A 24,402-nucleotide genomic window follows, 5' to 3' on the forward strand; every position below is an offset into this window, starting at 1 on the left:
GGCACTCGAAGACTGGCGCGCTCGAAGACTGGCACTCGAGGCCTGACGCGCCAGGCGCTCACCATGCGTGCCCTCGGGACAGCTCCACGATCGGCGCGACGGCCGCGATCTTTACCCGCGCTTAAGCACGTTCGACACATCCCGCCGCACGCCTGCTGCCGATCACGAGTTTAGAAAGCAGTCTCTCCTACAACCAGCCACAGGCCACCTTCGCGTGGGCCCGGATCGGAGGGATCCGGTGCGAGGACAGTTATGGGACTGGGGAGAGACGAATGCAGAAGACGACCTTGATCTTGACCGCTGGAGCCGCGGCGCTGGGACTGGCGCCGGCCTCCGCGGCCGACTTCGCGACGCGCCCTTACAGCAAGGCGCCGCCGCCGGCCTATGTCACGCCGCTGCCGAGCTGGGCCGGGTTCTACCTCGGCGTCAATGGCGGCGCCGACTGGAGCCACAACTGCTGGACGCTCAATCGCGTCGGCGGCGTGCCGGTCGTGCCGACCCAGTCCGAAGGCTGCCACAATGCCTCGAGCGGACTCATCGGCGGCCAGGTCGGCTATCGCTGGCAGGCGGCGAGCTGGGTGTTCGGCGTCGAGGCCCAGGGCGACTGGACCGACCTGAAGTCGTCGAACGCGAGCACGGCTGCGCTGGCTGCAGGCATCACCAACACCACCAAGACCGATGCGATCGGCCTGTTCACCGGCCAGGTCGGCTATGCCTGGGGCAACGTGCTCTGGTACGTGAAGGGCGGCGCGGCCGTCACCCACAACAAATACACCGGCACGGCGAATGCGGCTGCGCCCTTCCCGGTCGGCACGCTGCTGGATTCCGCCAGCGAGACCCGCTGGGGCGGCACCGTCGGCACCGGCGTCGAGTTCGGCTTCGCGCCGAACTGGTCGGTCGCCGTCGAGTACGACCACCTGTTCATGGGCTCGCGCGACATCAGCTTCCCGGCCACCGCCACCGTGCTGTCGCGCGTCGACACCATCAAGCAGGACATCGACATGGCGACCGTCCGAGTGAACTATCGATTCGGAGCGCCGATGGGCACCCGCTACTGAAAAAAGCCGCCACTCGCACGCATTCGGAAAGGCCGGCCTCCACGCCGGCCTTTTTCGTGTCAACAGCCCGGCAGCGTCGCGGCGTTTTTGTGCTAAATATATGATTTATAACGCTTTTTCGTTTCTGTGGCGGGCGCGTTACAGCGTCTCCGGGATGCCCTGTGTATGACTTGCCCATCGCTTGTCATTCCAACCTCCCGGGGGAGAATTTGATGAAGAAGTTGCTTGTGATCACGACGGCCCTCGCCGGCGTCGCGGCCGCCACGTCCGCGTCGGCGGCCGACATGGCGGCACGGCCCTACACTAAGGCGCCGCCCATGGTCGCGCAGATCCTGAGCTGGTCGGGCCTCTACGCCGGCATCCAGGGCGGCGGCGGCTGGGGCACCAGCAAGGAAACCTTCCTTGGCCGCTTCAATGCGCCGGGCTTCCTGGGCACCCAGAACTACAACACCAATGGCGGCTTCGTCGGCGGCGTGCTCGGCTACAATTGGCAGGTCGACAACGTCGTGTTCGGCCTCGAAGGCGACTATCACTGGGCCGACATCAACGGCCGCTCCGCAGTGGTCAATGCCGGCGTGGGCGACACCTTCTTCACCAAGCTGACCAGCTTCGGCGACATCAAGGGCCGCCTCGGCTACGCCGCAGGTCCCGCTCTGTTCTTCGTGAGCGGCGGTGCCGCCGTGGGCCAACTGCAGCACCGCTACGACGGCGTGCCGGGCAACGTCTTCAGCCAGACCACCACCCGCTGGGGCTACACGGTCGGGGCCGGCGCGGAATACATGTTCGCCCCGAACTGGTCGGCCAAGCTCGAGTACAACTATCTCGACTTCGGCAAGAGCGCGATCCAGTACAGCGCTTTCGCGACCAACCGCTCCGAGTGGAAGGACACCGTCCACACCGTCAAGGTCGGCCTCAGCTACCATTTCGGCGGCCCGGTCATTGCCAAATACTGATACCTGCAACCGACAGGTTCCGAGAAAGGCCGGCGAAAGCCGGCCTTTTTTGTTGCCCCGATACCACCGTGCCGGCTCGCCACACACGGAACCAAGCAATTGAGTAACATAGGCTTTCTGGAACTGGGCCGTAAAAACGCGGTTTGGCCGCGAGTGTGTCTTCAGGGTGACGGTAATCCGTACGGAACCGGGCTATAGGAACCTCGTCAACTTGAACGGGTGAGTCTGTTTCGTGCGTAAGCTTATCGGTGCGATGCGGACTTCGAGGAATAAACTGGAGACTGGAATGAAGAAGATCTTGCTCGCGACCGTGGCCCTGGCCGCCCTGGCCGCTCCCGCTGCCGCCGCTGATCTCGCCGCACGCCCGACCTACACCAAGGCCCCGGTTCTCGCGCCGGTGCAGACCTGGACCGGTTTCTACATCGGTGCGATGGGTGGCTACGCCAATGAGGATGCTGACTTTGCGGCCATGAAGGGCGGCTTCGCCGGTGGCACCGTCGGCTACAACTGGCAGCAGGGTGCTGTCGTGTTCGGCCTCGAGGCCGATGCTGCCTGGGCTGACATCAATGCCTCCGTCGGCGCGCTTGGCGTGACCGCCGAATCGAAGATCCGTGACTGGGGCACCGTCCGTGGCCGCATCGGTTACGCCTTCGGCCCGACCCTGCTGTACGCCACCGGCGGTTACGCCTGGGCGGACAACCGCATCTCGCTGACGGCTCCGGGCGTCGCCGTTTCGGACAGCAAGATCCACTCGGGCTGGACCGTCGGCGCAGGCGTCGAGTACATGTTCGCCCCGAACTGGTCGCTGAAGGGCGAGTACCTCTACAAGAGCTTCGGTGGCGAGAGCTACACCTTCACCGGCCTCGGCACGCTCGCGACCGGCACGCTCAACGTGCATTCCGGTCAGGTCGGCATCAACTACCACTTCTAAGAACGTCGCCTCCGGGCCAACGCACACAGCCTCCGCTCTGCCAGAGCGGAGGCTTTTTCTTTGCGGGATCGCGCACAGGGCCGGACGGAACCGGCAGCCTCCTGCCATTCGCTGCCATTCCCTGAGCGCATTGTTGATGATTCGCTGACGGTACTGGAAATCCGGCCACGTTCTTCCTACGTTCCGACGATACCTTTTCCCTCTGGCGTCCGATGGCCGGCTCCCGGCAGAACGCGCCTGCAACAATGGCGCGGTCTCGCGCCGTGGGACGATCGTCATGGATGAAGTGCTCAAGGCCAAGCAGCGCGCGCAAGCCAACCAGTCGAGCCTGCGGGCCATCACCATCCGCGGCGCCCGCGAGCACAATCTGAAAAACATCGACGTCGAGATCCCGCGCGACAGGCTGGTGGTGTTCACCGGGCTGTCCGGCTCCGGCAAATCCTCGCTCGCCTTCGACACCATCTATGCCGAGGGCCAGCGCCGCTACGTCGAATCGCTGTCGGCCTATGCACGCCAGTTCCTGGAGATGATGCAGAAGCCGGATGTCGACCAGATCGACGGCCTGTCGCCGGCGATCTCGATCGAGCAGAAGACGACCTCGAAGAATCCGCGCTCGACGGTGGGCACCGTCACCGAGATCTACGACTACATGCGCCTGCTGTGGGCGCGCGTCGGCGTGCCCTACTCGCCGGCGACCGGCCTGCCGATCGAAAGCCAGACCGTGTCGCAGATGGTCGACCGCGTGCTGGCGCTGCCCGAAGGCACCCGCCTCTATCTGCTGGCGCCGGTCGTGCGCGGCCGCAAGGGCGAGTACAAGAAGGAGCTCGCGGAATATCTCAAGAAGGGCTTTCAGCGCGTCAAGATCGACGGCACCTTCCATGAGCTGGCCGAGGCGCCCACGCTCGACAAGAAGTTCCCGCACGACATCGATGTCGTCGTCGACCGTATCGTCGTGCGCCCCGATATCGGCCAGCGCCTGGCGGAGAGCTTCGAGACCGCGCTGAAGCTCGCCGAGGGCTTGGCCGTGATCGAGTTCGCGGATGCAGCCCCTTCCTCGTCATCACCGGGCCGCGCCGAAGGCGCGAGACCCGGTGATCCATCCTCTTCGAAGGAGATGGATGGCCGGGTCAAGCCCGGCCATGACGAGAAGAAGAAGGTGGCCAAGATCCACGACAAGAGCGGGCCCGAGCGCATCCTGTTCTCCGAGAAGTTCGCCTGCCCGGTGTCCGGCTTCACCATCCCCGAGATCGAGCCGCGGCTGTTCTCGTTCAACAACCCCTATGGCGCGTGCCCCGAATGCGGCGGCCTCGGCGTCGAGCAGCACGTCGATGCCGACCTCGTGATCCCCGACAAGGACGTCACGCTGCGCAAGGGCGCGATCGCGCCGTGGGCCAAGTCGTCATCGCCCTACTACCTGCAGACGCTGACCGCGCTGGGGAAGTTCTACAAGTTCACGCTCGACACCAAGTGGAAGGATCTGCCGAAGAAGACGCAGAACGCGCTGCTGCACGGCTCCGGCGACGACGAGATCAAGTTCACCTATGAGGACGGCGTTCGCGCCTACGACACCAAGAAGCCGTTCGAGGGCGTGATCACCAACATCGAGCGCCGCTTCCGCGAGACCGAGAGCGAATGGGCGCGCGAGGAGCTCGGCAAGTACTTCAACGACGTGCCCTGCGCCGGCTGCAAAGGCTTCCGGCTCAAGCCCGAGGCGCTGTGCGTCAAGGTCGGCGGCAAGCACATCGGCGAAATCAGCGATCTCTCCGTCAAGGGTGCCGGCGAATGGTTTGCCGAGGTGCCGAAGGCCCTGAACGCGCAGCAGACCGAGATCGCCACCCGCATTCTCAAGGAGATCCGCGACCGCCTGACCTTCCTGCTCGATGTCGGCTTGAACTACCTGACCCTGGCGCGCTCCTCCGGCACCTTGTCCGGCGGCGAGAGCCAGCGCATCCGCCTGGCCTCGCAGATCGGCTCGGGGCTGACGGGTGTGCTCTACGTGCTGGACGAGCCGTCGATCGGCCTGCACCAGCGCGACAATGCCCGCCTGCTCGACACGCTGAAGCGGCTGCGCGACCTCGGCAACACCGTGATCGTGGTCGAGCATGACGAGGATGCCATTCGCCTCGCCGACTACGTGCTCGACATCGGCCCCGGCGCCGGCACCCATGGCGGCAACATCGTCGCCGAGGGCACGCCGGCCGAGATCATGCGCAATCCGGCGTCGCTGACCGGCAAATATCTCACCGGCGAGCTCGAGGTCGAGGTACCCGAGCGGCGGCCACCGAACCATCGCCGCACCATCAAGGTCGTCAACGCCCGCGGCAACAATCTGAAGAACGTCTCCGCCGAGATTCCGCTCGGCCTGTTCACGGCGATCACCGGCGTGTCCGGCGGCGGCAAGTCGACGCTGCTGATCGACACGCTGTACAAGGCGATCGCGCGCAAGCTCAACGGCGCCAACGAGGCGGCGGCGCCGCACGACCGCATCGAGGGCCTGGAGCACATCGACAAGATCATCGACATCGACCAGTCGCCGATCGGCCGCACGCCGCGCTCGAATCCCGCGACCTATACCGGCGCGTTCACGCCGATCCGCGAATGGTTCGCCGGCCTGCCCGAATCCAAGGCGCGCGGCTACGAGCCCGGCCGGTTCTCGTTCAACGTCAAGGGCGGCCGCTGCGAAGCCTGCCAGGGCGACGGCGTCATCAAGATCGAGATGCACTTCCTGCCCGACGTCTACGTCACCTGCGACGTCTGCAAGGGCAAGCGCTACAACCGCGAGACGCTCGACGTGCTGTTCAAGGGCAAGTCGATCGCCGACGTGCTCGACATGACCGTCGAGGAGGCCGCCGAATTCTTCAAGGCGGTGCCGCGCGTGCGCGACACCTTCGAGACCCTGCGCCGCGTCGGCCTCGACTACATCCATGTCGGCCAGCAGGCCACCACGCTGTCCGGCGGCGAGGCGCAGCGCGTGAAGCTCGCCAAGGAATTGTCAAAGCGCGCCACCGGCCGCACGCTCTACATCCTGGACGAGCCGACCACCGGCCTGCACTTCCACGACGTCAAGAAGCTTTTGGAGGTGCTGCACGAGCTGGTCGCGCAGGGCAACACGGTCGTCGTCATCGAGCACAATCTCGAGGTCATCAAGACCGCCGACTGGGTCATCGACCTCGGCCCCGAAGGCGGCGACGGCGGCGGCGAGATCGTCGCCTGGGGCCCGCCCGAGGACATCGTCAAGGCCCCGCGCAGCTACACCGGGCAGTTCCTGAAGCCGGTGCTGGAGAAGTCGGCCAAGCCGAAGAAGCGCAGCCGCGGCGCCGCGAGCGAGGCGGCGGAGTAGTTCCGTCGCGCCGTCATTGCGAGCGAAGCGAAGCAATCCAGAGCCGGGCGCGAGACTCTGGATCGCTTCGTCGCTCCGCTCCTCGCGATGACGGTCGGGACGACGGGCTCCTGCGCCATGCGAGAGGTCGCTGCTTGCACGGACCCTAGATCGTACATCAGTTCGATTGAACGAACGACTCCGACGCGTAGCAATCGAAGCACAGGAAGACGTAGATCATCCCGCAATCCGCGATACATATCTCGTCATTGATCGAATCGAGTTGACCGTAGAACGTCATCTTGACCCGGCAGGTCTTGCAGGTCGGCCATTCATCACCCTGGATGAAATCGGGGCTTCCACCGAGCCGGTGCCTGCGTCCGATCGGCTTTGGCGCCCATTTGAAAGGTGGCATTTCGCGCGCGACGTCATCCAACGGTTCAGGGACGAGCTGAAACGGCGGAATGACTTTCATGCGCGGGTCCGCTGGACTTCGAGGTTACAAGGCTTTCCCAGCCTATCGTCTCCCCCCTGTAACGCAACGACAAAGCCCGCCGCTCAGCCAAGCGCGACGGGCTTCATCGTTGCTCTACCAACTCAACTCACCAGCGATAATACCCGCTGCGCGTGCCGTTGTTGTTGCCGCTTGGGCCGACGTCGCCCTGGGTCGAGCTCGGGGTCGGGTGGTTGGTGCCGTTGTAGCCGGCACCCCAGCCCGGGCCGTCATACTCGCCCGGTGCAACCGCGACGTAGCCTTCCTCATAGACCGGTCCGGGCGCCCAGGCGTAGGAATCGCGGTAGGCATAGGTGCTGGTGACCTGGCCGCCATAGCCGTAGCCGCCGGGGCCGTACTCGCCGGCTGATGCGGCGGCGGTGCCGGCGACCAGCGTGACCGCGGTCAAGGCCGCCAAACCAAACATGCGCGTCATGAACTTGCTCCTTCGTTCCTAATTATCGCGGAGCAAACAACGTAAGGACCCTGCCGGTTCCGCGGCAGGTCACGACAATGCTGCGACACAACGCTTCGCTCACATTGCCGCGATTGAATGATTCCAACGCGGCTGCATCTTGGCGGCTCCCTGCGAAAAACGAGCCCGCCACTCGTGTCCGGGCGGCGGGCTCGTCAACTTGACGCTGACTTATCTGAAAGCTCTGAAAGCGACTACCACTGACGATAGACGCCGGTCAGCGTGCCGTTGTTGTTGCCGGACGGACCGACATCGCCCTGGGTCGAGCCCGGTGTCGGATGGTTGGTGCCGTTGTAGCCGCCGCCCCAGGCCACTGGGCCAGCCACCGGACCCGGCGCGTAGGCCGCCCCCGGCGCTGCGCCATACACCGGCTCGGAATCCGTGGTCTGCGCCGGCGGCACCCAGGCCATGGAGTCACCGAAACGGGCATAGCCCTGCGCGGACGCAGCGGCGGTGCCGATCACCAGCGTGGCTCCGGCCAGCGCGGCCATCTTGATCGTGCGTTGCATGTCTCTCTCCTTGCTTCTGTGCGGGGTCAACCACCGCACCGCGCAAGGCGTTCCTGCAGCGCACACTCACAAAAATCGTGATCAAAGGTTGATTGGCCGCCGCACCGAGCCCCTTGCAGGACTGAGCGAACCCAGCCCCGCAAAAGCTCCCCTGCGACGCTCAGGCCGCGACCGCGACCGCCCGCGGCCGCGCCACGCCGGTCTTGGTGACTCCCGGCAGCGGCGGCGCCTTCGTGCCGGTCGCATGCGGGAAATACTGCAGCTGCATGGAATGCATGTAGCCGGCTTCCGCGGTCCAGGAGTCGTTCGCCTCGACGATCGGCGTGATCGTGAACAGGTCCGGATTGCTCGGCGCAATCGCCGTATAGGTCGGGATCGATGCGCTGAGCCACTCGAGCGGTTTGTAGATCGAGTAGTAGTTGGTGTCCTTCAGGACAGGCGCCGGCGGCGGATAGGTGCCGAGAATCCCGTTCAGGTTGGCCCACCCCATCGGCACGATGTCGTTGCTGTTGACCGCCGCGTAATAGGTGTAGCTCTTTGCGAAGGTCGCCGCGAATCCCGCGTTCCACATCGTCGGAGCAGCGAAGGTGTGCGGCCACAGCGTGAACTTCAGCGACGAGTTCAGCTTCGGCAGCTGATCCTGCAGCCATGCCGTCGCCGCCACGGCGAGCGCGCCGCCGAGGCTGTGCCCGGTCACCATCAGTTGCAGGTTCTGCTTGGCCGCGAGGCCGCGCAGATAGTCTAGCAGCGACAGGTCCGTCGTGGGATCGGTGAGCGCGATGACCAGCGCCAGCGCGTCGTTGATTCCGGCGCTGATCTGCAGCGGCGCGCCGGCCTGCTGCGGATACAGCCACGGCACCTGGAAAACCGCGTCGGCATCGGCGAGCACGTTCTCGAAGGCGCCGGCGACCGAGCCGTCGACATCGGTGCCGCGGAACGCCAGCGCATAGCTGCCGTCGCTGCCTTGCGCGACATAGGCGAGCACGCCGTTGTTGACCGCCGGGCCCCAGACGAGCGACCACGGGCCGTTCGCCGCGCCCGACGGGACGGACTTCAGCATCGTCACGAAATCGCTCGGCTGAACCGCATCGAGCGCGTCGTCGATATAGGCGAAGTAGGACAGATAGGCTGCAGCAACCTTGTTGAGGGCCATGTGAAATCTCTCTGGCTTGAATGATGAAAACAATTTCGATCAAATCGGGCAGGCAGACCCTGATCCGCCGGCGCACCGGGATCATAGACCGCGTCATCTCCAGGTGCACATCACAACATGTTCAACCCCTGATCATCTAACGTCGCCATGGCGCTGCGAGACGCAACGGTCGCGTCTCATTGCGCCCCGCCCCTCCCATTGCTATGGCGCAGGGCTGTCGCAGCACGACACGCCTCGACGATCATCAGCCCCTCGCCACGCTCACCCCGCGCGATGCCATATTCTCTCGTCATCTTCGATCTCGACGGCACCCTCGCCGACAGCTTCCCGTGGTTTCGGGTCCACGTGAATGCGGTCGCCGCGCGCTTCGGCTTTCGCCAGGTGAAGGACGAGGACATCGACGGGCTGCGCCATGCCTCGACCCGCGAGATCCTCGATTTCCTCCAGGTGCCGCGCTGGAAGCTGCCCTTCATCGCGCGCCACGTGCGCCGCCTGAAGACGGCGCATGCCGCAAGCATTCCGCTGTTTGCAGGCGTCGACATCATGCTCGACACGCTTGCCGCGCACGGCACCATGCTCGCATTGGTCTCGTCGGACAGCGAGGCCAACGCGCGGCAGAAGCTCGGTTCGCGCGCCGGGCTGTTCGCCGATTTCGACTGCTCGGCCTCGGTGTTCGGCAAGGCACGGAAGTTCCGCCGGGTGCTGAAGCGGCTGCGCGTCGACCCGGCCCGGGCCATCGCGATCGGCGACGAGACCCGCGACATCGAGGCGGCGCGCGCCGCCGGCATCGCCTTCGGCGCGGTGACATGGGGCTATGCCGCGGAGCAGGCGCTGCGCGACCACCAGCCGGAGATGCTGTTCACGCGGGTGGAGGAGATCGTGGGGCGGCTGGTCGTTCCTGCCGAACGAGATCCGTAACCTGCATCGGCGCCGGGACAGCGACAAATCTCAATACCTGCCCGCGTCTTTGCGAGCGCCTGGTCGTAGCCCAACGCCTCACCGCCGCAGGAACGCGCCAAAGGCGCGCGGACCGTCGCCGACCTTGATCTCTCCCGTGACCTTCAGCGCGGCCACGTCGATGACGCTCAGGATGTTGCTCTCCCAATTGGCGACGATGACGCGCTGGCCGTCGGCGGTCGCCTCGATGCCCTCCGGATAGTCGCCGACACTGATGCGCTTGAGCGGCTGCAGGCTCGCCAGGTCGAACACGCTGACCGTGCCGTCATACTGGTCGGTGGCGAAGCCCCTGCCCTGCGCCAGCGCCACCGCATAGGGCCGCAAGCCGGTCTTGACCCGGCCGATCTCGCGGCGCCCGGCGAGGTCGATCACCGAGACGTCGTTGGAGGCGACATTTGCCGTGTAGGCGCGCTTGCCCTCGACGTCGATGGTGACACCGAACGGCCGCGTCCCGACCTTGATGGTCGCAAGGCGCTGGCGCGTCGCCGTGTCGATCACCGAGACCATGTCGTCGTCGCGGTCGGCGGACAGCAGCAGCTTGCCGTCGGGGGTCACTGCAAGCCCCGACGGCGAGGCGCCGACCGTGATGCTGCCGATCACCGTCCGGGTCTTCGCATCGATCACGCGGATCGCGGCGTTGTACCAGTCTGCGACGTACACCGTCGAACCGTCCGGCGTCACCGCTATGCCGAGCGGCCCGCCACCGACCTCGATGCGGCCGACGACTTTTCGCTCGGCAGCATCGACGACGCTGACGGTCTTGTCGTCCGGACTCGCGATATAGGCGAAGCGGCCGTCTGCGGCGACGGCAACGCCGGCCGGCTTGCCGCCGATCGGAATCGTCGCCACCGGCTTCGAGGTCGCGAGGTCGACGATCGTCAGATCGTCGCTGAGCTGATTGGTGACGAAGGCTTCCTCGGCGTGAGCTGCGGTGCCAAGGGCGAGCAAAGCACCAAGCAGAAGGGCTCGAATATGATTAGAGAGACGACAAACGCTGCGGCCGCGGTCTCCGTCTTTACCTCGCCCCGCTTGCGGGGACGCGACGAGCTTCGCTCGCACTGAGAGGTCGAATTGCATCGGAGATGCAATCCGGGTGAGGGGGTACAGGTCCCTCTGTTCACACCACCCGTGCGGCTGCCCCTCACCCCAGCCCTCTCCCCGTGAAGGACGGGGAGAGGGAGCGCACCGCTGACCGGGCGACATCTTCCGCCTTGCGCTCAGCTGCCGCTCTCCACCTTCTTCTTCAGGCCCTCGAGCCCGCCCTTGTAGAGCCCGCTCACCGCGTTGACCGCGGCCTCGTCGTTCAGCTCTGGCGGCGGGTCGTTGTTGGGGAAGCCACGGTAGAACGCGCCGGTCCATTCGACGACGCTGCCCTTGCCGTCGGCACTCGGCGTCACCGCGATGGTCGACGAGTAGTTCGTCACCGGCAGCACCTTCACGTCGACGGCGGTGATGCGGTACGAATAGCTCATCTTCTCGGCGTCGTATTTGTAGAGCTCCTCGTCGACGGTGGCGCCGCCCTTCAGGGTCAGCTTGCGCGTGGCGCCGATCTCGTTGCCCTTGTCGCCCGCGGTCTTGTCGACGACGCCGAGCCAGCTCATGTCCTGGAAGTTGCCGATCACGGCCCACACCTTGGCGGGCGCGGCGTTGATCTCGACGTGCTCCTGCACCTTGCGCCGGGTGGGCCCATGCGCTTCCGCCATCGTCAGGGTCGTGATTGTCAGGGCCGTCGTTGCGATCGCGAGCGCCGTCCTTGCCGTCAGCGCCTTGCCGAACACCATCCTCATCTCGTTTCCTCGGTCACTTTCATTGGTCCGCGCATCCGGCGCGGACAAGCCTATCTTTGCACCGCACCGGATTGTTGCAACAAAAAAGACCTGGTCGTGGCCGCCTCAATTCGCGCCGCAGCAGCGCTTGAATTTCCTGCCGGAACCGCAGGGACAGGGGTCGTTGCGGCCGGTCTTGCCGAACGACGCGAAGGGATTGGGTTGCCCAGCGAAGTTGGTCGACCTGGGCAGCGGAGCCCCGCTCTGCCGGTATTGATGCAGGGTCAGCACCGCCTCGCGGATATCAGCCGGCGCCTCGCGGTCGAACTTGGCGTTCTCGGCACGATCGTCGTCGAGCGCCAGCTCGATCGCCGCCATCAGACGCAGCGCCGCCTCGCCCACCTCCCCGTCGACCTGCCGATAGGCCTTGAACCTTTCATGGCGAAGGTCCACGGCCGCCGCAAAACCGTCGATCCACAGCTCCCAGACGACGTCGCCGTTGAAGGCGTCGATGGGAAAACGCGGCTGGTACTGCTCCGGATGCCGCGCGAGCGTCAGCGCCATCTCCCGGTGATAGTCCATGACCAGCCCGAGCACCTCATTGGCATGGTCGATGCTGGTGAAGACGGAGCGATGCCCCTTGCCGAGCCCGAAGGCTGCCGCGAACCATTCGCCGGGAGGAATCGGCTCAGGGAGCACGAGCAGGCCGGCGATGAAGCCGTCGAGCTCCTCCAGCACCATGGCGCGATCATCCAGGGCCAGCAGCGCCCGTTCGAGCTTGTCGTGGCGACCGATCTGCTCCGGCAATGCAGCCCCCTCTTCCTTCGCTCCCGTCACGTTCCGAGTCGCCCGACGGGCACGCCGCGCACACGGCCGAGCCACGACGTGGCCGTTTTGACACCAAAACAGCCATGCGCGCAAAAACTAAATTTCCGCGGGGGATCAGCGGCATCAGCCTTGTCCAGTCCTGCCGTGAAAAACATTCTTCTTTCGTTTTTACGAAATTTCTGTTTTCCTGCATGCGTCCCGTCCTCACGAGAGGGGCGCTTCGCGGTCGTCACGGGCGTGGAGGGCGGGATGCGATGGACGTCACGGGCCCGGTGCTGATGCGCAAGACGACGGGTCGCGGGACGGACGGCGAAATCGTGTGGTCCTGACCTCCCGACGCTGAGGTCAAATGGGTGTCGATGCCTTCAGGGCGTCGCGCCGATGACGGTGGCCAGAAAGCCCGGTGCACCGAGGAGAGCGCGTATAAGTCGTAAACCGTCGCGCAGGGAAGGCCGGTTGTTCGGCCAATCCTGTGGTTCCTGCCGCCTGCATTTTTTTCGCAGGCGGGCCATGGGTGCGGCCTGCACCCGGCCTTCCCTGCGCCCTCTCACTGAGGAGGGCGACGAATGACGCAAAGCCCGGACGCAACATGCGCCGCGGGACGACGACAACGTGCGCGAAGACGATGGCCTGTACCTATGAAACGCAGCCGCTCAGTATTGCTCCGCTGTCATCGCCCGGCCCCGACCGGGCGATAACAGCTGTTGTTGTCATTGCGAGCGAAGCTCTTCACTCCGCAAACACGCCCTGTACGAACCCGTCCGGATCATTGCAGAACTCGCGCATGGCCTTGAAATGATCAGTGTCCTGCACGCGGACGGGCTCCAACCCGTATTTGGTCAACCGCAGCAGAGTCGCGCCCGGATAGGCCATCAGCACCGGCGAATGCGTCGCCATCAGCACCTGGCAATGACTGGAGTCATCCATCCGCCGCATCAGCTTCAAAAACTCGATCTGCCGCGCCGGCGACAGCGCCGATTCCGGCTCGTCGAAGATGTAGATGCCCTGGCGCTGGCAGCGCTCGTCGAAGAAGCGCAGGAAGCCCTCGCCGTGGGAGTGGGACAGGAAGTCCGGCGGCGGCCCGCCGAGCGGATCGTCCAGTGCGGCCTGGTCGAGATAGCGCGCCACCGAAAAGAAGCTCTCGGCGCGGAAGAACCAGCCCTGCGTGATCTTCGGCAGCCAGCTCGCCCGCAGCGCGGCAGCGAGTGCGCCGCCCATGCGCTCCACCGCGCGGCCATGATCAACCGGCATGTAACCCTTGCCGCCACCGGCCTCGTCATAGCCGGCGAGCGCTGCGATACCTTCGAGCAGGGTCGACTTCCCGGTGCCGTTCTCGCCGACGATGATCGTAATCGCACTCGTGAAGCTGAGCTCGAACTCATCCTGCAGGAACGGCAGGCAGAACGGATAGGCGGCGCGATCGGAGATCTTGGCCGGATCGAGCCACAGCCGCTTCAGATAAGGGGCTGGCAGCCGGATCTCGCGTTGCTTCCTCGCCATGACGCCTTCACAACCTCGGTGACATCACCGGCAATCTCGCACATCGCGGCCGCATCGGCCACCGCCGCACCGACGCTATGCCACGACCTCCAGCACCAGCTCCATGGTCATCAGCACCGGATTGTCGCCGCGGACGAGGCGACCTTGCGCGAGTGCGCCGGTGTAGTCGACCAGCGCGACGTCAACAGTGGCTTCAAGGCTGTCGTCACCGGGCGCGATCGTGCCGGCGGTGATCGTCAGCTCCGTCGCGAACGGCTCGACGACGCCGCCGTCCTCGAAGCGCGCCCCGATGGTCGAGCCGACGCCGCCGCGAATGCGCGCTTTGCTGATCCGCTGCGCCCGGCAGAACGCCTCGAGGCAGCCGGCGAAATCCTGGTTCGGCCGCAGCCGCAGCGCGAAGGCGCGGCGATCCGTCGTGGCGCCGCTTGGTGCGGCCGCCACCGGGCCGAACAGCTTGAAGCCGGTCTCGGGATCAGGCGCGGCCGTGAAGATCGCGCCATCGAGCCCGAAAGCCTCGACCTCGAACGGCTCGGCGACGATGGTCTCCTCCGGCAGGATGTGCCCTCCCCCGGCGCGGCCGCCCTGTTCCGTCCACAGCGCGTGGCAATGGAAGAATGGCGCGCCGTCGCGCACGCCCAGCGTCATCGTCGCGGTCGACAGGCGCGTCACACCGGCGGGCCGATAGGTCTCGCTGTAGAACGCGGCATGATCCGCCGTCTTCGACAGCGCCGGCATCACATAGGCGAACGGTCCGAGCGCCCCGCCTTTGATGTCGAGCACGCCACCGGCAAAGCCATTGGCCGCGAAGCCGCGGCGCGCGGCTTCCAGCAGCGGCAGGCCTTTTTCGAGCGTGAACGTGAAAGCACGGCCGCGCGCCGCGACCCACTGGATGCGGTCGGCCACGGGCGCGCCGGGCTGGATGATGGATCGCATCACGTGTCAGCCCTGCTTGCTGAGATCGAGCAGGCCGCGCGCCTCGAGCTCGTCACGCACCAGACGCTTCGGAATCTTGCCATAGCCCGATTTGGGCAGCGCGTCCCAGAAGAAGAAGCGCTTCGGCATCTTGTAGCGCGGCAGCTTGGTCGCGAGATAGCCGGCGATGGCGCTCTCGCTCGGCGCCGCCGCGCCCTCGCGCGCGACGCAGACGGCGACGCCGACCTCGCCCCACACCGGATCGGGCACGCCAAGCACGGCGACCTCGCCGATATCCGGATGCGTCAGGATCTTTTCCTCGACCTCGCGCGGATAGATGTTGGAGCCGCCGGAGATGTACATGTCCGACGCGCGGCCGGTGATGTAGACGAAGCCGTGTTCGTCCATGTGGCCCAGATCGCCGGTGCGGAACCAGCCGTCGCGAAACGCCTTCGCGTTGGCCTCCGGATTGTCGTAGTAGCCCGCGAACACGGCCGGTCCGATGACGCAGATCTCGCCAGTCTCGCCGGGCTTGAGCTCACGCCCCTGATCGTCCTGAATCGAGACCTGCATGCCCGTGCGCTCATAGCCGCAGGTGCCGATCCGCGCCTCCGGTCCATCCTCTTCCTCATGCGCCGCGGCCGGCAACACCGTGATGTTGCCGGTGACCTCGCCGAGGCCGAAATACTGCACGATCACCTTGCCGAGCCGCGCGAGCGCGCGCTTCTGGTCCTCGCGATACATCGGCGCGCCGGCATAGATGACATGCCGCAGCGAAGAATGATCGAACCGGTCGACCGCGGGATGCTCGACCATCATCTTGAGGATGGTCGGGACCGTGAACAGGTTGCTGACGCGATGCCTCTCGATCAGGCGGAAGGCTTCGGTGATGTCGAACTTCTCGCTCGGCAGCAGCACCGTCCTGGCGCCGCGCGCGCTCTGCATCAGCTGGTGCACGCCGGCGCCGTGCGACAGCGGCGCCACGACGAGAGACGCGTCGTGTTCTGTCGTGCCCGGCGTCAGATCCGCGAGATGATTGGTGATGACGAACGCCATCTGGCCATGGGTCAGCACCGCCGCCTTGGAGCGGCCCGTGGTGCCCGAGGTGAAGAAGAACCAGCAGGGATCGTCGTGCTCGACGGCCGCATTTGCGACCTCTGCGCCCGCATGCGCCTGCATGGCGTCGGCCACGGAGCGCGCGCCGAAGCTGCCGCCCTCGCCGATGCGCCACGTGAACTCCGTGGTCGTCACCGCCGCAGCATGCTCCGGAAAATCGCCATGGCAGAGAAATGCCTTGGCGCCCGAGGCGGTCGCGAGATAGGCGACCTCGTCCGGCATCAGTCGGAAATTGGTGGGCACCCAGACCGCGCCGAGCCGGAACGCGGCGAACATCGAGACGAACATCTCCTCGCAGTTCTTGGAGTGCACCAGAATGCGATCGCCCTTGGCGATCCCCCGCTCGGCCAGCGCCGCCGCGAGCGCCGAGACCATCGCGTCGATTTCGCGCCAGGTCCACGACCTCTCGCCCCAGACGAAGCCGACGCGATCGCCAAGCCGGCGGCCATTTTGCGTAACGATATGCGCGAGGTTCATCACCCGGCGGGACATGCGCAGGGGTGCCGGTGTCATCGACAACCTCTCGCGCCGCTGCAGCTGACGAACAGACCCATGGAAGCGTCCCCTCGATCGATCCTTCAGGCGATCTCAGCCGCCCGATACCCTTTGGGCCTGTTTATCCCGGTCCTGCTCGCCCTCGCAAGGCCGGCCTCCCCATCGCACCCATGCGGTGGCGTGTTTCGAACGGATGCAGATGCCGCGCGACAAACCGTGGCCGGCCGCGCATTTCTTCATATCACCGCGCGCCGAATCTGATTTGAGGACAACCATGATCGATCGTCGCTTCCTGCTTCTCGGCCTCGCTGGCGTGCTCGCCGCTTCTCCGCTGCACGCGCAGGCGTCTTCTTCCAACGAGCCCGTCGGCATCATGACCGCGATCTACACCCGCGTCGCCAAGGGCAAGGGCGAGGATGGCGGCACCTTCGTCATCGAGGACAAGGCGGCGCGCGCGAAATATCTGTCGAAGTCGCTGGCCGCCCAATGGGCGAAAATGGACGCCCGCACGCCCAAGGGCGAGGTCGGGGCGATCGATTTCGATCCCGTCACGAATTCGCAGGATCCCGATGTCGCCTCGTTCAAGGTAACGCCGGAAATGCAGGACGGCGACAAGGCAACCGTTGCTGTCAGCATTCGCGGCCACCGCACCGAGCGCAAGGAACAGGCCGACGACATCATCCGTTACGACCTCGTGCGCGAGGCCGGCCAATGGAAGATCGACGACATCCGGGGTGCGGTCGATGGCAAGCCATGGTCGATCCGTACACTGCTGGCGGAGTTCCTCAAGATCACCGAGAAGCCCAAGCGAAAGTAGGGACGCATGACTGATGTCCGTGACAACAAGGCCGGGAGCCGCTTCGAGCTCGATATCGATGGCCACGTCGCGTTTGCCGATTACCGGGCCACGCCGCAGGGGGTGATCATCACCCACACCGAGACCCCGCTACCGCTGCGCGGCCGCGGCATCGGTTCGCAGCTCGTGAAAGGCGCCCTCGCGCTGATCCGCGCCGACGGCCGCAAGGTCATCGCGGGCTGCAGCTTCGTCGCCGACTACCTCCGTGACCATCCGGAGAATCGGGATCTCATGGCCTGATGGGCCGTGGAATTACCGGACGAGACGATTGGACGGTGCGCTTTAACGCAATGGCTACCTGGATGGATCAGCAATCCCCCGCCGAACAAGCAACCAGACCCATGGGGAGAGGCACATGTTCATCACAGCCATTTTCGACGTTCTCAAGCGCTACGTTCACTACCGCACCCAGCTCGCCTATCTCGACCAGCTCGACGAGCGCACGCTGCGCGACATCGGCTTCGAGCGCGACCAGCTCCACGCGGAGGCCTGGGAACGCGCCGGCTTCGTACACGTCTGAGGCGCTGGCGCAGCCTCACGCTCGACGCGATCCGAGACGACAAAGGCCCGCACGATGGCGGGCCTTTCGCTTTCTTGTTCTTGCCGTGAGCGGCGCACGCTCAGTGCTTGATCTCCGGCGGCAGCTTGCCGCCATTGGCGGCGAGCTTGCTCATCACCTGCTTGTGCAGCCACACGTTCATGCTGGCGGAATCGTTAGTGTCGCCGCTGTAGCCGAGCTCCTTGGCGAGCTCCTTGCGCGCAGCGAGACTGGAATCGATGTCGAGCGCCTTCATCAGGTCGACGATCGAGGTCCGCCACTCCAGCTTCTCGTGCTTGGCAGCCGCCGCCTTGTCGACGATCGCAGCCACATCGACATTTTGCGGCGCAGCAGCCGGGGCTGCCGTCGGGGACGCGGCCGCGCCGCCTGCCGGCGCGGTACCACCAGCGGCGGGCGTGCTGCCGCCGGCCGGTGCCGCCTCGGCATGATGGCCGAAAATCGCGCCCATGATCTTTCCGAAAACGCTCATCAATGGCTCCCAATGGATGGTGATCGTAAGAAGAACTCGGCCGGCGGCCTTCCGTTGCGGAGACGCCCGTCGGAGCCGCCTCGCCACCGCCGTGGCCTGCCAAACGCGAACACGGCGACCAATGTGAAGCTTACCCAAGGCGGAATGACGGCGGAACGACTTTATTGGACCATGCTCCAGCTTCTGCGTGAGCGTTCCAGTCTAATGCACTGCGACATTCACAGCCCTCACCGAGGCGTGAGTAGGCGCAGCCTGTTTTGGCACTATCCTGATGACTTCCGTTCGCGAATGGCCGTCCCGAGGTTCGTCGCGTCTGGCCATCCGCGAACTTGTTCCAACGAGAAGCGCAGCCCGCCTGCGTGGTTGGGAAGCGCCCTACGCAAGTTGAGGGAGCACACGACGATGGCCACCTACCACAGCAATGCTGCCTCCCACGTTCGGGCGGCAGACGAGGTCGCGGCTGAGCTGACGATTCGCACGATCGACATGTCGAGCCTGATGCGCGCGCTCCGGCTCGGCTGGGATGACTTCAAGGCGGTGCCGAGTCACGCCGTGATGCTATGTGCGATCTATCCCGTTCTCGGCCTCGTGCTGGCGCGCGCAGTGTTCGGCTATGCGGTGGTGCCGCTGTTGTTTCCGCTGGCGGCGGGCTTCGCCCTGCTCGGCCCGTTCGCCGCGCTCGGTCTCTATGAGCTCAGCAGCCGCCGTGACCGCGGCGAGGACACCAGTGCCTGGGACGCCCTGGAGGTGCTGCGGTCGCCGTCGTTCGGCTCGATGCTCGGACTGGGCACGCTGCTGCTCGCGCTGTTCGTCACCTGGGTCGCGACGGCGCAGGCGATCTACGTCGCAGTGTTCGGCTATGGCGGCGCGACCGGTGTGAGCGATTTCCTGCAGCGGGTCTTCACCACACCGCAAGGCTGGTGGCTGATCGCGGTCGGCTGTGGCGCAGGCTTCCTGTTCGCGCTGCTGGCGCTGTGCCTCAGCATCGTGTCCTTCCCATTGATGCTCGACCGTCACGCCGGCGCGCTCGAAGCGGTGGTCACCTCGCTGCGCGTGGCGGCCAAGAATCCAGTTCCGGTTGCGGCCTGGGGCCTCATCGTCGCAGTGCTCCTGGTGGCCGGCACGATCCCGTTCTTCCTCGGCCTCGCCGTCGTGATCCCGGTGCTCGGCCACGCCACCTGGCATCTCTACCGTGAGGCCATCGCGATCCATCCCGACGCCGCCCGGATCGTGCCGCCGGCCCCCCGCAGCTCCAAGCCCGCGGCGGATTTCCCGGCGAACCTGTTCCCATGGCGCTCGCGTGACCAGATGTGAGGACGCCGCGATGAATCTTCACTGCCGCCGGCCTCCAGGCCGGCGGTCGCGTCGAGTGGCCGCAGAGTGTGGCGGCGCTCACGAAATCCGACGCCAATGTGATCGAAAGGCCTTGCTGCTGCCGCGGTTACGCCCGACATGGAGCACGCCCAGCAACGCCTTTTGAATCCATTGCCGTCCAGGTGTTTCGATGATTGCTCGCGTTCTCGCCGTTTCCGCTCTTGCCTGTCTCGCTGCCCTCACCCCCCTGTCAGCGCCAGCGCATGCCGCGGTACCCTGCGGCAACGGCAATTTCGACGGCTGGCTCGCCGAGTTCAAGACCGAAGCGGCGGCCAAAGGCATCTCGCAGAACACGATCAATGCGGCGCTGACGGGCGTGACGCCCGACCAGAGCGTGCTGAACCGCGACCGCGGTCAGAAGGTGTTCAGCCAGACCTTCGAGGAGTTCTCCGGGCGCATGGTGCCGCCGCGCCTGACCCGCGGCTCCAACATGCTGAAGCAATACGGCTCGGTGCTGTCGCGGATCGAGCAAAGCTACGGCGTGCCCGGCGAGGTGCTGGTCGCGATCTGGGGTCTCGAGACCGATTTCGGCGTCAACGTCGGCAAGTTCCCGACCATCCGTGCGCTCGCGACCTTGGCCCATGACTGCCGCCGCGCCGAGCAGTTTCGCGGCGAGTTGCTGGATGCGCTGCGCATCGTCGACCGCGGCGACCTTCAACCGGCCGAGATGCACGGCGCCTGGGCCGGCGAGATCGGGCAGACCCAATTCATGCCGTCGTCCTGGATCAAATATGCCGTGGATTTCGACGGCAATGGCCGGCGCGACCTGATCCGCAGCGCGCCCGACGTTCTCGCCTCCACCGCGAACTATCTGAAGGGCTATGGCTGGCAGAAGGGCAAGGACTGGGAGCCCGGCGGCCCGAATTTTGCGGTCATCCAGCAGTGGAACAAGAGCGAGGTCTATGCGCGGACGATCGCGACGTTCGCGACCCAGCTGGCGCGGGCGCCGTAGGAGGGAGAGTGAGGCCGATCGCGGCATCGCGACCGGCCGTTCGTTCGATGATGCTGTGATACGCCCGCTACTTGCTCATCCCGGCCTGCATCGCCCTGGTCAGGTGCATGCTGCAGGCACCCATCTTGCCGCTCAAAAGCGCGTCCTGCGCAGCCGCGATCTCTTTTTGCGCCGTGTATCGGGCGTCGCCGTCGGCCATGGCCTCGATCGCCGTCTCGGTCTTTTCCAGGTTGGCCCCGCTGCAGCCGGCGCCATGCATCCGCGCGGCCTGAGCCGGACCGAACGCCACGATTGCCGCAGTGATGAGCGCGGCCCCAAACAGTTTGTTCATTGTTCTTCCTCGCTGGTGCGGCGGCATCGGCATCATTGCCGGATACCGCGACACTTTGTCGCACCTTCCGCAAGATGGCACGAAATGAAATCGCCGCGAGCGATCCGTGATGGCGAGCCTTCAATTCGAGAGGTAAAGCCGAAATAATGAATTTATATTCATTCTATCAACCCATGCATTTCGCGAGGTACGGGCCGGGCGGGCACCTCCAAAACTTGTCCAGCATCGGAGTTGGCATTACGCGATCTGGCAATCCGAACGAGCGATTGAAAAACCGCATGAATACGTGGTTTTTTGCAATTCGCTTAGCGGCTGGGCGCCCTGCCCGATTCTTACCCAAGCGTTACTCAAGCTATGCGCCGAGGGGTTAGCTGCATCGCAACATTCACGCTTCCGCATCGCAACATTCCCTTCTATGTTCATTTCAACGATGAAGTTCCAACGAAGAACTGAATCGCGAACTATAGGAGATTTCTCATGTTGCTCTCGCTCATCCGCATGGTTCAGGCGTTCCGTGAGTATCAGCGCAACGTTGCCGAGCTGTCGCAGCTCAGCGATCGCGAACTTGCCGACATCGGTCTCGATCGCTCGGACATCCCGCGCGTTGCCGCCGGTCACTACAACGGCTGATCAGCCCTCTTCCGATCTCTACCGGACATCGCCCGCCTCGCTGCGGGCGTTGCCGTTTTCGGGTGGTTCGCACACGGCGACACACGCGCCCGCTTTCTCGCGCCGAGCCTCACTGGCGCATTTGCAGCGCTCGGGAAAAGCGCTACCTGTCCCGCGCATGACAGGCTCCAAATCACCTTCGAAGACCGTCCACATTGTCGGTGCCGGCCTCGCCGGCTCGGAAGCCGCCTGGCAGCTCGCCGAGGCTGGAGTCGACGTCGTGCTGCACGAGATGCGGCCGGACCGCATGACCGAGGCGCACCGGACCGCGACGCCGGCCGAGCTCGTGTGCTCCAACTCGTTCCGCTCCGACGACGCGGCCAATAACGCGGTCGGCCTCCTGCATGCCGAGATGCGTCGGCTCGGCTCGCTGATCATGCGGGCCGCCGACGCCAACCAGGTCCCGGCCGGCGGTGCCTTGGCCGTCGACCGTGACGGCTTCTCGGCCGCCGTCGCAAGCGCGCTGGAAGGCCATCCGCGCATCGAGCTGCGCCGCGGCGAGATCACCGGCCTGCCGCCGGCGGACTGGGAGAACGTGATCATCGCCACCGGTCCGCTCACCTCGCAGCCGCTGGCCGAGGCCGTCCGTGACCTGACCGACGAGACGGCGCTCGCCTTCTTCGACGCCATCGCGCCGATCGTGCACAAGGACACGATCGACATGTCCAAGGCCTGGTTCCAGTCGCGCTACGACAAGGTCGGTCCGGGCGGCACTGGCGCCGACTACATCAACTGTCCGATGACGAAGGAGCAGTACGACGCCTTCGTCGCGGCGCTGCTCGCCGGCGAGAAGACCGACTTCAAGGAGTGGGAGACCAACACGCCCTATTTCGACGGCTGCCTGCCGGTCGAAGTGATGGCCGAGCGCGGTCACGAGACGTTGCGCCATGGTCCGATGAAGCCGGTCGGCCTGACCAATCCGCACAATCCGACCGTCAAACCCTACGCGATCGTGCAACTGCGCCAGGACAACAAGCTCGGCACGCTCTACAACATGGTCGGGTTCCAGACGAAACTGAAATACGGCCCGCAGCAGCAGATCTTCCGCACGATCCCCGGTCTCGAGAACGCCGAATTCGCGCGGCTCGGCGGGCTGCATCGCAACACCTTCCTCAACTCGCCGAAGCTGCTCGATGCGCAGCTCCGTCTGCGCGCGCAACCTCGGCTTCGCTTTGCCGGCCAGATGACGGGATGCGAGGGCTATGTGGAGTCGGCGAGCATCGGCCTGATCGCAGGCCTCTACGCCGCCGCCGAGGTGCGCGGCGCCGATCTGCTGCCGCCACCGCCAACCACCGCGCTCGGCGCCCTGCTCGGCCATATCACCGGCGGCCACATCGAGACGATCGACAGCGCGACGCGCTCGTTCCAGCCCATGAACATCAATTTCGGCCTGTTCCCGCCGCTGGCGGCGGCCCCCACCCGCAAGCCGGACGGCACGCGGCTGAAGGGCAACGAGAAGACGGTGGCGAAGAAGCAGGCGATGAGCGCCCGCGCGCTGGCTGATCTCGACCGCTGGATCGCCGAGCACCTGCGCGTCGCGGCCGCTGCGTGAGAGCCCCATGAGTTTGCCGAACACTGATTCCGCCGTGCTGGCGGCACGTTGGAGCGAAGGCGTGCTGCTCAAGCGCGACGTGTTCTCGACCGTCGAGCGCGGCCGCTTCAAGAGCGAGGCCGGCGAAGTCGATGCGGTGCTGCGCCGGCTCGACGAGGTGCCGTGGTGGTCGTTCGTGCTGGCGCGGCATTTGTTCGCGCGCGAGCGCAAGGCGCTGACGCGCGCCAGGGGGCTCAACGTCGGCCCCGATCTGCTGTGGGCGGGCGATCGCGCGCTGGTCCGCGGCTTCATCAATGGCGTGGCGCTGCATCTGGCCAAGCCGCACGGCAACGTCGCCTATTTCCGCTCGGCCAAGCGGATGATGCGCCGGCTGCATCGCGCCGGAATCACGCACAACGATCTCGCCAAGGAGCAGAACTGGCTGGTCGGTCACGACGGCCATTGCTACGTGACGGACTTTCAGCTGGCCGCCTGCTTCGACAGCCGCAGCCGCCTGTTCCGGATCGCGGCCTATGAGGATTTGCGTCACCTGCTCAAGCACAAGCGGAGTTACGCGCCCGAGGCGCTGACGCCGAAGGAGCGCAAGATCCTGGCACGCAAATCGCTGTTCGCGCGCATCTGGCTGATGACCGGCAAGAAGGTGTATCGCGCGATCACGCGCGGCATCTTCAATTTCACCGACCGCGAGGGGGGTGGACGGCGCCTCGTCAACGATGCGCCGGTGCTGATGGATATGATCCGGAAGAACCCGGCCGTGCGCGATGCCGCGATCGTCGCCTTCGCCGACCGCCGAACCGGCGTCGGGCTGTATGCGTTCGTCGAGGGGGAGCAGCCTACGCTTGAAACCCAGTTGCAGAACGAGCTTGCTTCAGCCAAGGGCCCGAAGCCGCCGGAGCACATCCAGGTCGTGCATGCCCTGCCGCGCGACGCCAGCGGCAGGCCACGCACCGAGCTGTTGCAGCTGGTCGCGATGAACCAGATCGACCTGATCGAGCCGATGCTCACGAGCGACAGTGATCGCGCCTTCCTCAAGGACATCCTGGACTCGCGCAAGAACCTGCGCGACCGGTTCAATTTCGAGGCCGACCTGAAGCTGCCTTCGGCCTGAGCGGACGAGACTTCGCGGCCCGGCCATTGTATCCTGTGGTTGCAATGTCGTTTGGGAGGATTTGGCA

General features: G+C 65.5%; 25 protein-coding genes. 13 read left to right on the top strand and 12 right to left on the bottom strand.

What is annotated here, in order from left to right; translation table 11 throughout:
* Window positions 1–272: 272 nt before the first annotated feature.
* The 4 genes from ACQR2C_RS15895 to uvrA all read left to right on the top strand — a co-directional run bounded on the left by ACQR2C_RS15895 (window position 273) and on the right by uvrA (window position 6,282).
* Entirely contained in the window at window positions 273–1,058 is a 786-nt protein-coding gene (locus tag ACQR2C_RS15895; protein ID WP_316215878.1) for an outer membrane protein, read from the top strand.
* A gap of 212 nt (window positions 1,059–1,270) precedes the next feature.
* Window positions 1,271–2,011, top strand: coding sequence for an outer membrane protein (locus ACQR2C_RS15900; protein ID WP_315799852.1), 741 nt, complete (start codon window positions 1,271–1,273; stop codon window positions 2,009–2,011).
* A 286-nt stretch (window positions 2,012–2,297) separates the two neighbouring features.
* Window positions 2,298–2,942, top strand: coding sequence for an outer membrane protein (locus ACQR2C_RS15905; RefSeq protein ID WP_315799851.1), 645 nt, complete (start codon window positions 2,298–2,300; stop codon window positions 2,940–2,942).
* A gap of 277 nt (window positions 2,943–3,219) precedes the next feature.
* Complete coding sequence (uvrA, locus tag ACQR2C_RS15910; protein WP_434881583.1) at window positions 3,220–6,282, top strand: excinuclease ABC subunit UvrA; 3,063 nt, start codon at window positions 3,220–3,222, stop codon at window positions 6,280–6,282.
* A gap of 157 nt (window positions 6,283–6,439) precedes the next feature.
* Here the strand turns inward: uvrA and ACQR2C_RS15915 are convergent, their stop codons facing one another.
* The 4 genes from ACQR2C_RS15915 to ACQR2C_RS15930 all read right to left on the bottom strand — a co-directional run bounded on the left by ACQR2C_RS15915 (window position 6,440) and on the right by ACQR2C_RS15930 (window position 8,891).
* A complete protein-coding gene (locus ACQR2C_RS15915; protein WP_316236425.1) occupies window positions 6,440–6,736 on the bottom strand; it encodes a DUF1963 domain-containing protein in 297 nt (98 codons plus the stop codon).
* A 127-nt stretch (window positions 6,737–6,863) separates the two neighbouring features.
* Entirely contained in the window at window positions 6,864–7,190 is a 327-nt protein-coding gene (locus tag ACQR2C_RS15920) for a hypothetical protein (protein WP_316236424.1), read from the bottom strand.
* A gap of 233 nt (window positions 7,191–7,423) precedes the next feature.
* Complete coding sequence (locus ACQR2C_RS15925; protein ID WP_316236423.1) at window positions 7,424–7,738, bottom strand: hypothetical protein; 315 nt, start codon at window positions 7,736–7,738, stop codon at window positions 7,424–7,426.
* Between the two features lie 160 nt (window positions 7,739–7,898).
* Window positions 7,899–8,891, bottom strand: coding sequence for a lipase family protein (locus ACQR2C_RS15930; protein WP_315799847.1), 993 nt, complete (start codon window positions 8,889–8,891; stop codon window positions 7,899–7,901).
* Window positions 8,892–9,164: 273 nt separating this feature from the next.
* On the opposite strand from ACQR2C_RS15930, the gene ACQR2C_RS15935 reads away from it, so the two are divergent.
* Window positions 9,165–9,809: an HAD hydrolase-like protein gene (locus ACQR2C_RS15935; RefSeq protein WP_434881584.1), complete on the top strand. Its 645-nt coding sequence runs from the start codon at window positions 9,165–9,167 to the stop codon at window positions 9,807–9,809.
* A 78-nt stretch (window positions 9,810–9,887) separates the two neighbouring features.
* Here ACQR2C_RS15935 and ACQR2C_RS15940 read toward each other — a convergent pair whose 3' ends face one another.
* The 6 genes from ACQR2C_RS15940 to ACQR2C_RS15965 all read right to left on the bottom strand — a co-directional run bounded on the left by ACQR2C_RS15940 (window position 9,888) and on the right by ACQR2C_RS15965 (window position 16,483).
* Window positions 9,888–10,820, bottom strand: a complete 933-nt coding sequence (locus ACQR2C_RS15940) for a cytochrome D1 domain-containing protein (RefSeq protein ID WP_434881597.1) — start codon at window positions 10,818–10,820, stop codon at window positions 9,888–9,890.
* 245 nt (window positions 10,821–11,065) lie between these two features.
* On the bottom strand, window positions 11,066–11,635 hold the full coding sequence (locus ACQR2C_RS15945) for an SRPBCC family protein (protein ID WP_434881585.1): 570 nt from the start codon (window positions 11,633–11,635) through the stop codon (window positions 11,066–11,068).
* A gap of 105 nt (window positions 11,636–11,740) precedes the next feature.
* A complete protein-coding gene (locus tag ACQR2C_RS15950) occupies window positions 11,741–12,535 on the bottom strand; it encodes a UPF0149 family protein (RefSeq protein WP_434881586.1) in 795 nt (264 codons plus the stop codon).
* A gap of 636 nt (window positions 12,536–13,171) precedes the next feature.
* Window positions 13,172–13,942, bottom strand: coding sequence for an AAA family ATPase (locus ACQR2C_RS15955; RefSeq protein WP_434839848.1), 771 nt, complete (start codon window positions 13,940–13,942; stop codon window positions 13,172–13,174).
* A gap of 75 nt (window positions 13,943–14,017) precedes the next feature.
* Window positions 14,018–14,875, bottom strand: coding sequence for a PCC domain-containing protein (locus ACQR2C_RS15960; protein ID WP_434881587.1), 858 nt, complete (start codon window positions 14,873–14,875; stop codon window positions 14,018–14,020).
* Between the two features lie 6 nt (window positions 14,876–14,881).
* Window positions 14,882–16,483 carry an acyl-CoA synthetase gene (locus ACQR2C_RS15965; protein WP_434881588.1) on the bottom strand — a complete coding sequence of 534 codons (1,602 nt, stop codon included), beginning with the start codon at window positions 16,481–16,483 and terminating at the stop codon, window positions 14,882–14,884.
* A 256-nt stretch (window positions 16,484–16,739) separates the two neighbouring features.
* On the opposite strand from ACQR2C_RS15965, the gene ACQR2C_RS15970 reads away from it, so the two are divergent.
* The 3 genes from ACQR2C_RS15970 to ACQR2C_RS15980 all read left to right on the top strand — a co-directional run bounded on the left by ACQR2C_RS15970 (window position 16,740) and on the right by ACQR2C_RS15980 (window position 17,841).
* The gene (locus ACQR2C_RS15970) at window positions 16,740–17,282 is read left to right on the top strand and encodes a DUF3828 domain-containing protein (protein WP_316178583.1); all 543 of its coding nucleotides are present in this window, start codon (window positions 16,740–16,742) and stop codon (window positions 17,280–17,282) included.
* Between the two features lie 6 nt (window positions 17,283–17,288).
* Window positions 17,289–17,561 (top strand): GNAT family N-acetyltransferase, encoded by a 273-nt coding sequence (locus ACQR2C_RS15975; protein ID WP_315799840.1) that lies wholly within the window; start codon window positions 17,289–17,291, stop codon window positions 17,559–17,561.
* A 115-nt stretch (window positions 17,562–17,676) separates the two neighbouring features.
* Entirely contained in the window at window positions 17,677–17,841 is a 165-nt protein-coding gene (locus ACQR2C_RS15980) for a DUF1127 domain-containing protein (RefSeq protein ID WP_315799839.1), read from the top strand.
* Window positions 17,842–17,941: 100 nt separating this feature from the next.
* On the opposite strand, the gene ACQR2C_RS15985 is transcribed toward ACQR2C_RS15980, so the two are convergent.
* Complete coding sequence (locus ACQR2C_RS15985; protein ID WP_316178580.1) at window positions 17,942–18,349, bottom strand: DUF3597 domain-containing protein; 408 nt, start codon at window positions 18,347–18,349, stop codon at window positions 17,942–17,944.
* A 402-nt stretch (window positions 18,350–18,751) separates the two neighbouring features.
* Here ACQR2C_RS15985 and ACQR2C_RS15990 point away from each other — a divergent pair, with 402 nt between their 5' ends.
* Together ACQR2C_RS15990 and ACQR2C_RS15995 are read left to right on the top strand one after the other, a co-directional pair.
* Window positions 18,752–19,663 (top strand): DUF2189 domain-containing protein, encoded by a 912-nt coding sequence (locus ACQR2C_RS15990; RefSeq protein WP_316178578.1) that lies wholly within the window; start codon window positions 18,752–18,754, stop codon window positions 19,661–19,663.
* Window positions 19,664–19,853: 190 nt separating this feature from the next.
* Window positions 19,854–20,675, top strand: coding sequence for a lytic murein transglycosylase (locus ACQR2C_RS15995; RefSeq protein WP_315799836.1), 822 nt, complete (start codon window positions 19,854–19,856; stop codon window positions 20,673–20,675).
* Window positions 20,676–20,742: 67 nt separating this feature from the next.
* On the opposite strand, the gene ACQR2C_RS16000 is transcribed toward ACQR2C_RS15995, so the two are convergent.
* Window positions 20,743–21,006 carry a hypothetical protein gene (locus ACQR2C_RS16000; RefSeq protein WP_316178946.1) on the bottom strand — a complete coding sequence of 88 codons (264 nt, stop codon included), beginning with the start codon at window positions 21,004–21,006 and terminating at the stop codon, window positions 20,743–20,745.
* Between the two features lie 477 nt (window positions 21,007–21,483).
* Here ACQR2C_RS16000 and ACQR2C_RS16005 point away from each other — a divergent pair, with 477 nt between their 5' ends.
* The 3 genes from ACQR2C_RS16005 to ACQR2C_RS16015 all read left to right on the top strand — a co-directional run bounded on the left by ACQR2C_RS16005 (window position 21,484) and on the right by ACQR2C_RS16015 (window position 24,335).
* Window positions 21,484–21,636 (top strand): DUF1127 domain-containing protein, encoded by a 153-nt coding sequence (locus tag ACQR2C_RS16005; protein ID WP_006614327.1) that lies wholly within the window; start codon window positions 21,484–21,486, stop codon window positions 21,634–21,636.
* Between the two features lie 157 nt (window positions 21,637–21,793).
* Entirely contained in the window at window positions 21,794–23,227 is a 1,434-nt protein-coding gene (gene trmFO, locus ACQR2C_RS16010; protein ID WP_434881589.1) for a methylenetetrahydrofolate--tRNA-(uracil(54)-C(5))-methyltransferase (FADH(2)-oxidizing) TrmFO, read from the top strand.
* A 7-nt stretch (window positions 23,228–23,234) separates the two neighbouring features.
* A complete protein-coding gene (locus ACQR2C_RS16015) occupies window positions 23,235–24,335 on the top strand; it encodes a serine/threonine protein kinase (protein ID WP_434881590.1) in 1,101 nt (366 codons plus the stop codon).
* The last annotated feature ends 67 nt before the right edge of the window (window positions 24,336–24,402 follow it).

It is taken from the genome of Bradyrhizobium sp. HKCCYLRH3061, assembly GCF_051168015.1.
GTDB lineage: Bacteria > Pseudomonadota > Alphaproteobacteria > Rhizobiales > Xanthobacteraceae > Bradyrhizobium.

What these genes read in the sequence shown, in the direction of transcription:
- ACQR2C_RS15895 (WP_316215878.1), top strand. Translation starts at nt 273, where the DNA reads ATGCAGAAGACGACCTTGATCTTGACCGCTGGAGCCGCGGCGCTGGGA.
- ACQR2C_RS15900 (WP_315799852.1), top strand. Translation starts at nt 1,271, where the DNA reads ATGAAGAAGTTGCTTGTGATCACGACGGCCCTCGCCGGCGTCGCGGCC.
- ACQR2C_RS15905 (WP_315799851.1), top strand. Translation starts at nt 2,298, where the DNA reads ATGAAGAAGATCTTGCTCGCGACCGTGGCCCTGGCCGCCCTGGCCGCT.
- uvrA (WP_434881583.1), top strand. Translation starts at nt 3,220, where the DNA reads ATGGATGAAGTGCTCAAGGCCAAGCAGCGCGCGCAAGCCAACCAGTCG.
- ACQR2C_RS15915 (WP_316236425.1), bottom strand. Translation starts at nt 6,736, where the DNA reads ATGAAAGTCATTCCGCCGTTTCAGCTCGTCCCTGAACCGTTGGATGAC.
- ACQR2C_RS15920 (WP_316236424.1), bottom strand. Translation starts at nt 7,190, where the DNA reads ATGACGCGCATGTTTGGTTTGGCGGCCTTGACCGCGGTCACGCTGGTC.
- ACQR2C_RS15925 (WP_316236423.1), bottom strand. Translation starts at nt 7,738, where the DNA reads ATGCAACGCACGATCAAGATGGCCGCGCTGGCCGGAGCCACGCTGGTG.
- ACQR2C_RS15930 (WP_315799847.1), bottom strand. Translation starts at nt 8,891, where the DNA reads ATGGCCCTCAACAAGGTTGCTGCAGCCTATCTGTCCTACTTCGCCTAT.
- ACQR2C_RS15935 (WP_434881584.1), top strand. Translation starts at nt 9,165, where the DNA reads ATGCCATATTCTCTCGTCATCTTCGATCTCGACGGCACCCTCGCCGAC.
- ACQR2C_RS15945 (WP_434881585.1), bottom strand. Translation starts at nt 11,635, where the DNA reads ATGAGGATGGTGTTCGGCAAGGCGCTGACGGCAAGGACGGCGCTCGCG.
- ACQR2C_RS15955 (WP_434839848.1), bottom strand. Translation starts at nt 13,942, where the DNA reads ATGGCGAGGAAGCAACGCGAGATCCGGCTGCCAGCCCCTTATCTGAAG.
- ACQR2C_RS15960 (WP_434881587.1), bottom strand. Translation starts at nt 14,875, where the DNA reads ATGCGATCCATCATCCAGCCCGGCGCGCCCGTGGCCGACCGCATCCAG.
- ACQR2C_RS15965 (WP_434881588.1), bottom strand. Translation starts at nt 16,483, where the DNA reads ATGACACCGGCACCCCTGCGCATGTCCCGCCGGGTGATGAACCTCGCG.
- ACQR2C_RS15970 (WP_316178583.1), top strand. Translation starts at nt 16,740, where the DNA reads ATGATCGATCGTCGCTTCCTGCTTCTCGGCCTCGCTGGCGTGCTCGCC.
- ACQR2C_RS15975 (WP_315799840.1), top strand. Translation starts at nt 17,289, where the DNA reads ATGACTGATGTCCGTGACAACAAGGCCGGGAGCCGCTTCGAGCTCGAT.
- ACQR2C_RS15980 (WP_315799839.1), top strand. Translation starts at nt 17,677, where the DNA reads ATGTTCATCACAGCCATTTTCGACGTTCTCAAGCGCTACGTTCACTAC.
- ACQR2C_RS15985 (WP_316178580.1), bottom strand. Translation starts at nt 18,349, where the DNA reads ATGAGCGTTTTCGGAAAGATCATGGGCGCGATTTTCGGCCATCATGCC.
- ACQR2C_RS15990 (WP_316178578.1), top strand. Translation starts at nt 18,752, where the DNA reads ATGGCCACCTACCACAGCAATGCTGCCTCCCACGTTCGGGCGGCAGAC.
- ACQR2C_RS15995 (WP_315799836.1), top strand. Translation starts at nt 19,854, where the DNA reads ATGATTGCTCGCGTTCTCGCCGTTTCCGCTCTTGCCTGTCTCGCTGCC.
- ACQR2C_RS16000 (WP_316178946.1), bottom strand. Translation starts at nt 21,006, where the DNA reads ATGAACAAACTGTTTGGGGCCGCGCTCATCACTGCGGCAATCGTGGCG.
- ACQR2C_RS16005 (WP_006614327.1), top strand. Translation starts at nt 21,484, where the DNA reads ATGTTGCTCTCGCTCATCCGCATGGTTCAGGCGTTCCGTGAGTATCAG.
- trmFO (WP_434881589.1), top strand. Translation starts at nt 21,794, where the DNA reads ATGACAGGCTCCAAATCACCTTCGAAGACCGTCCACATTGTCGGTGCC.
- ACQR2C_RS16015 (WP_434881590.1), top strand. Translation starts at nt 23,235, where the DNA reads ATGAGTTTGCCGAACACTGATTCCGCCGTGCTGGCGGCACGTTGGAGC.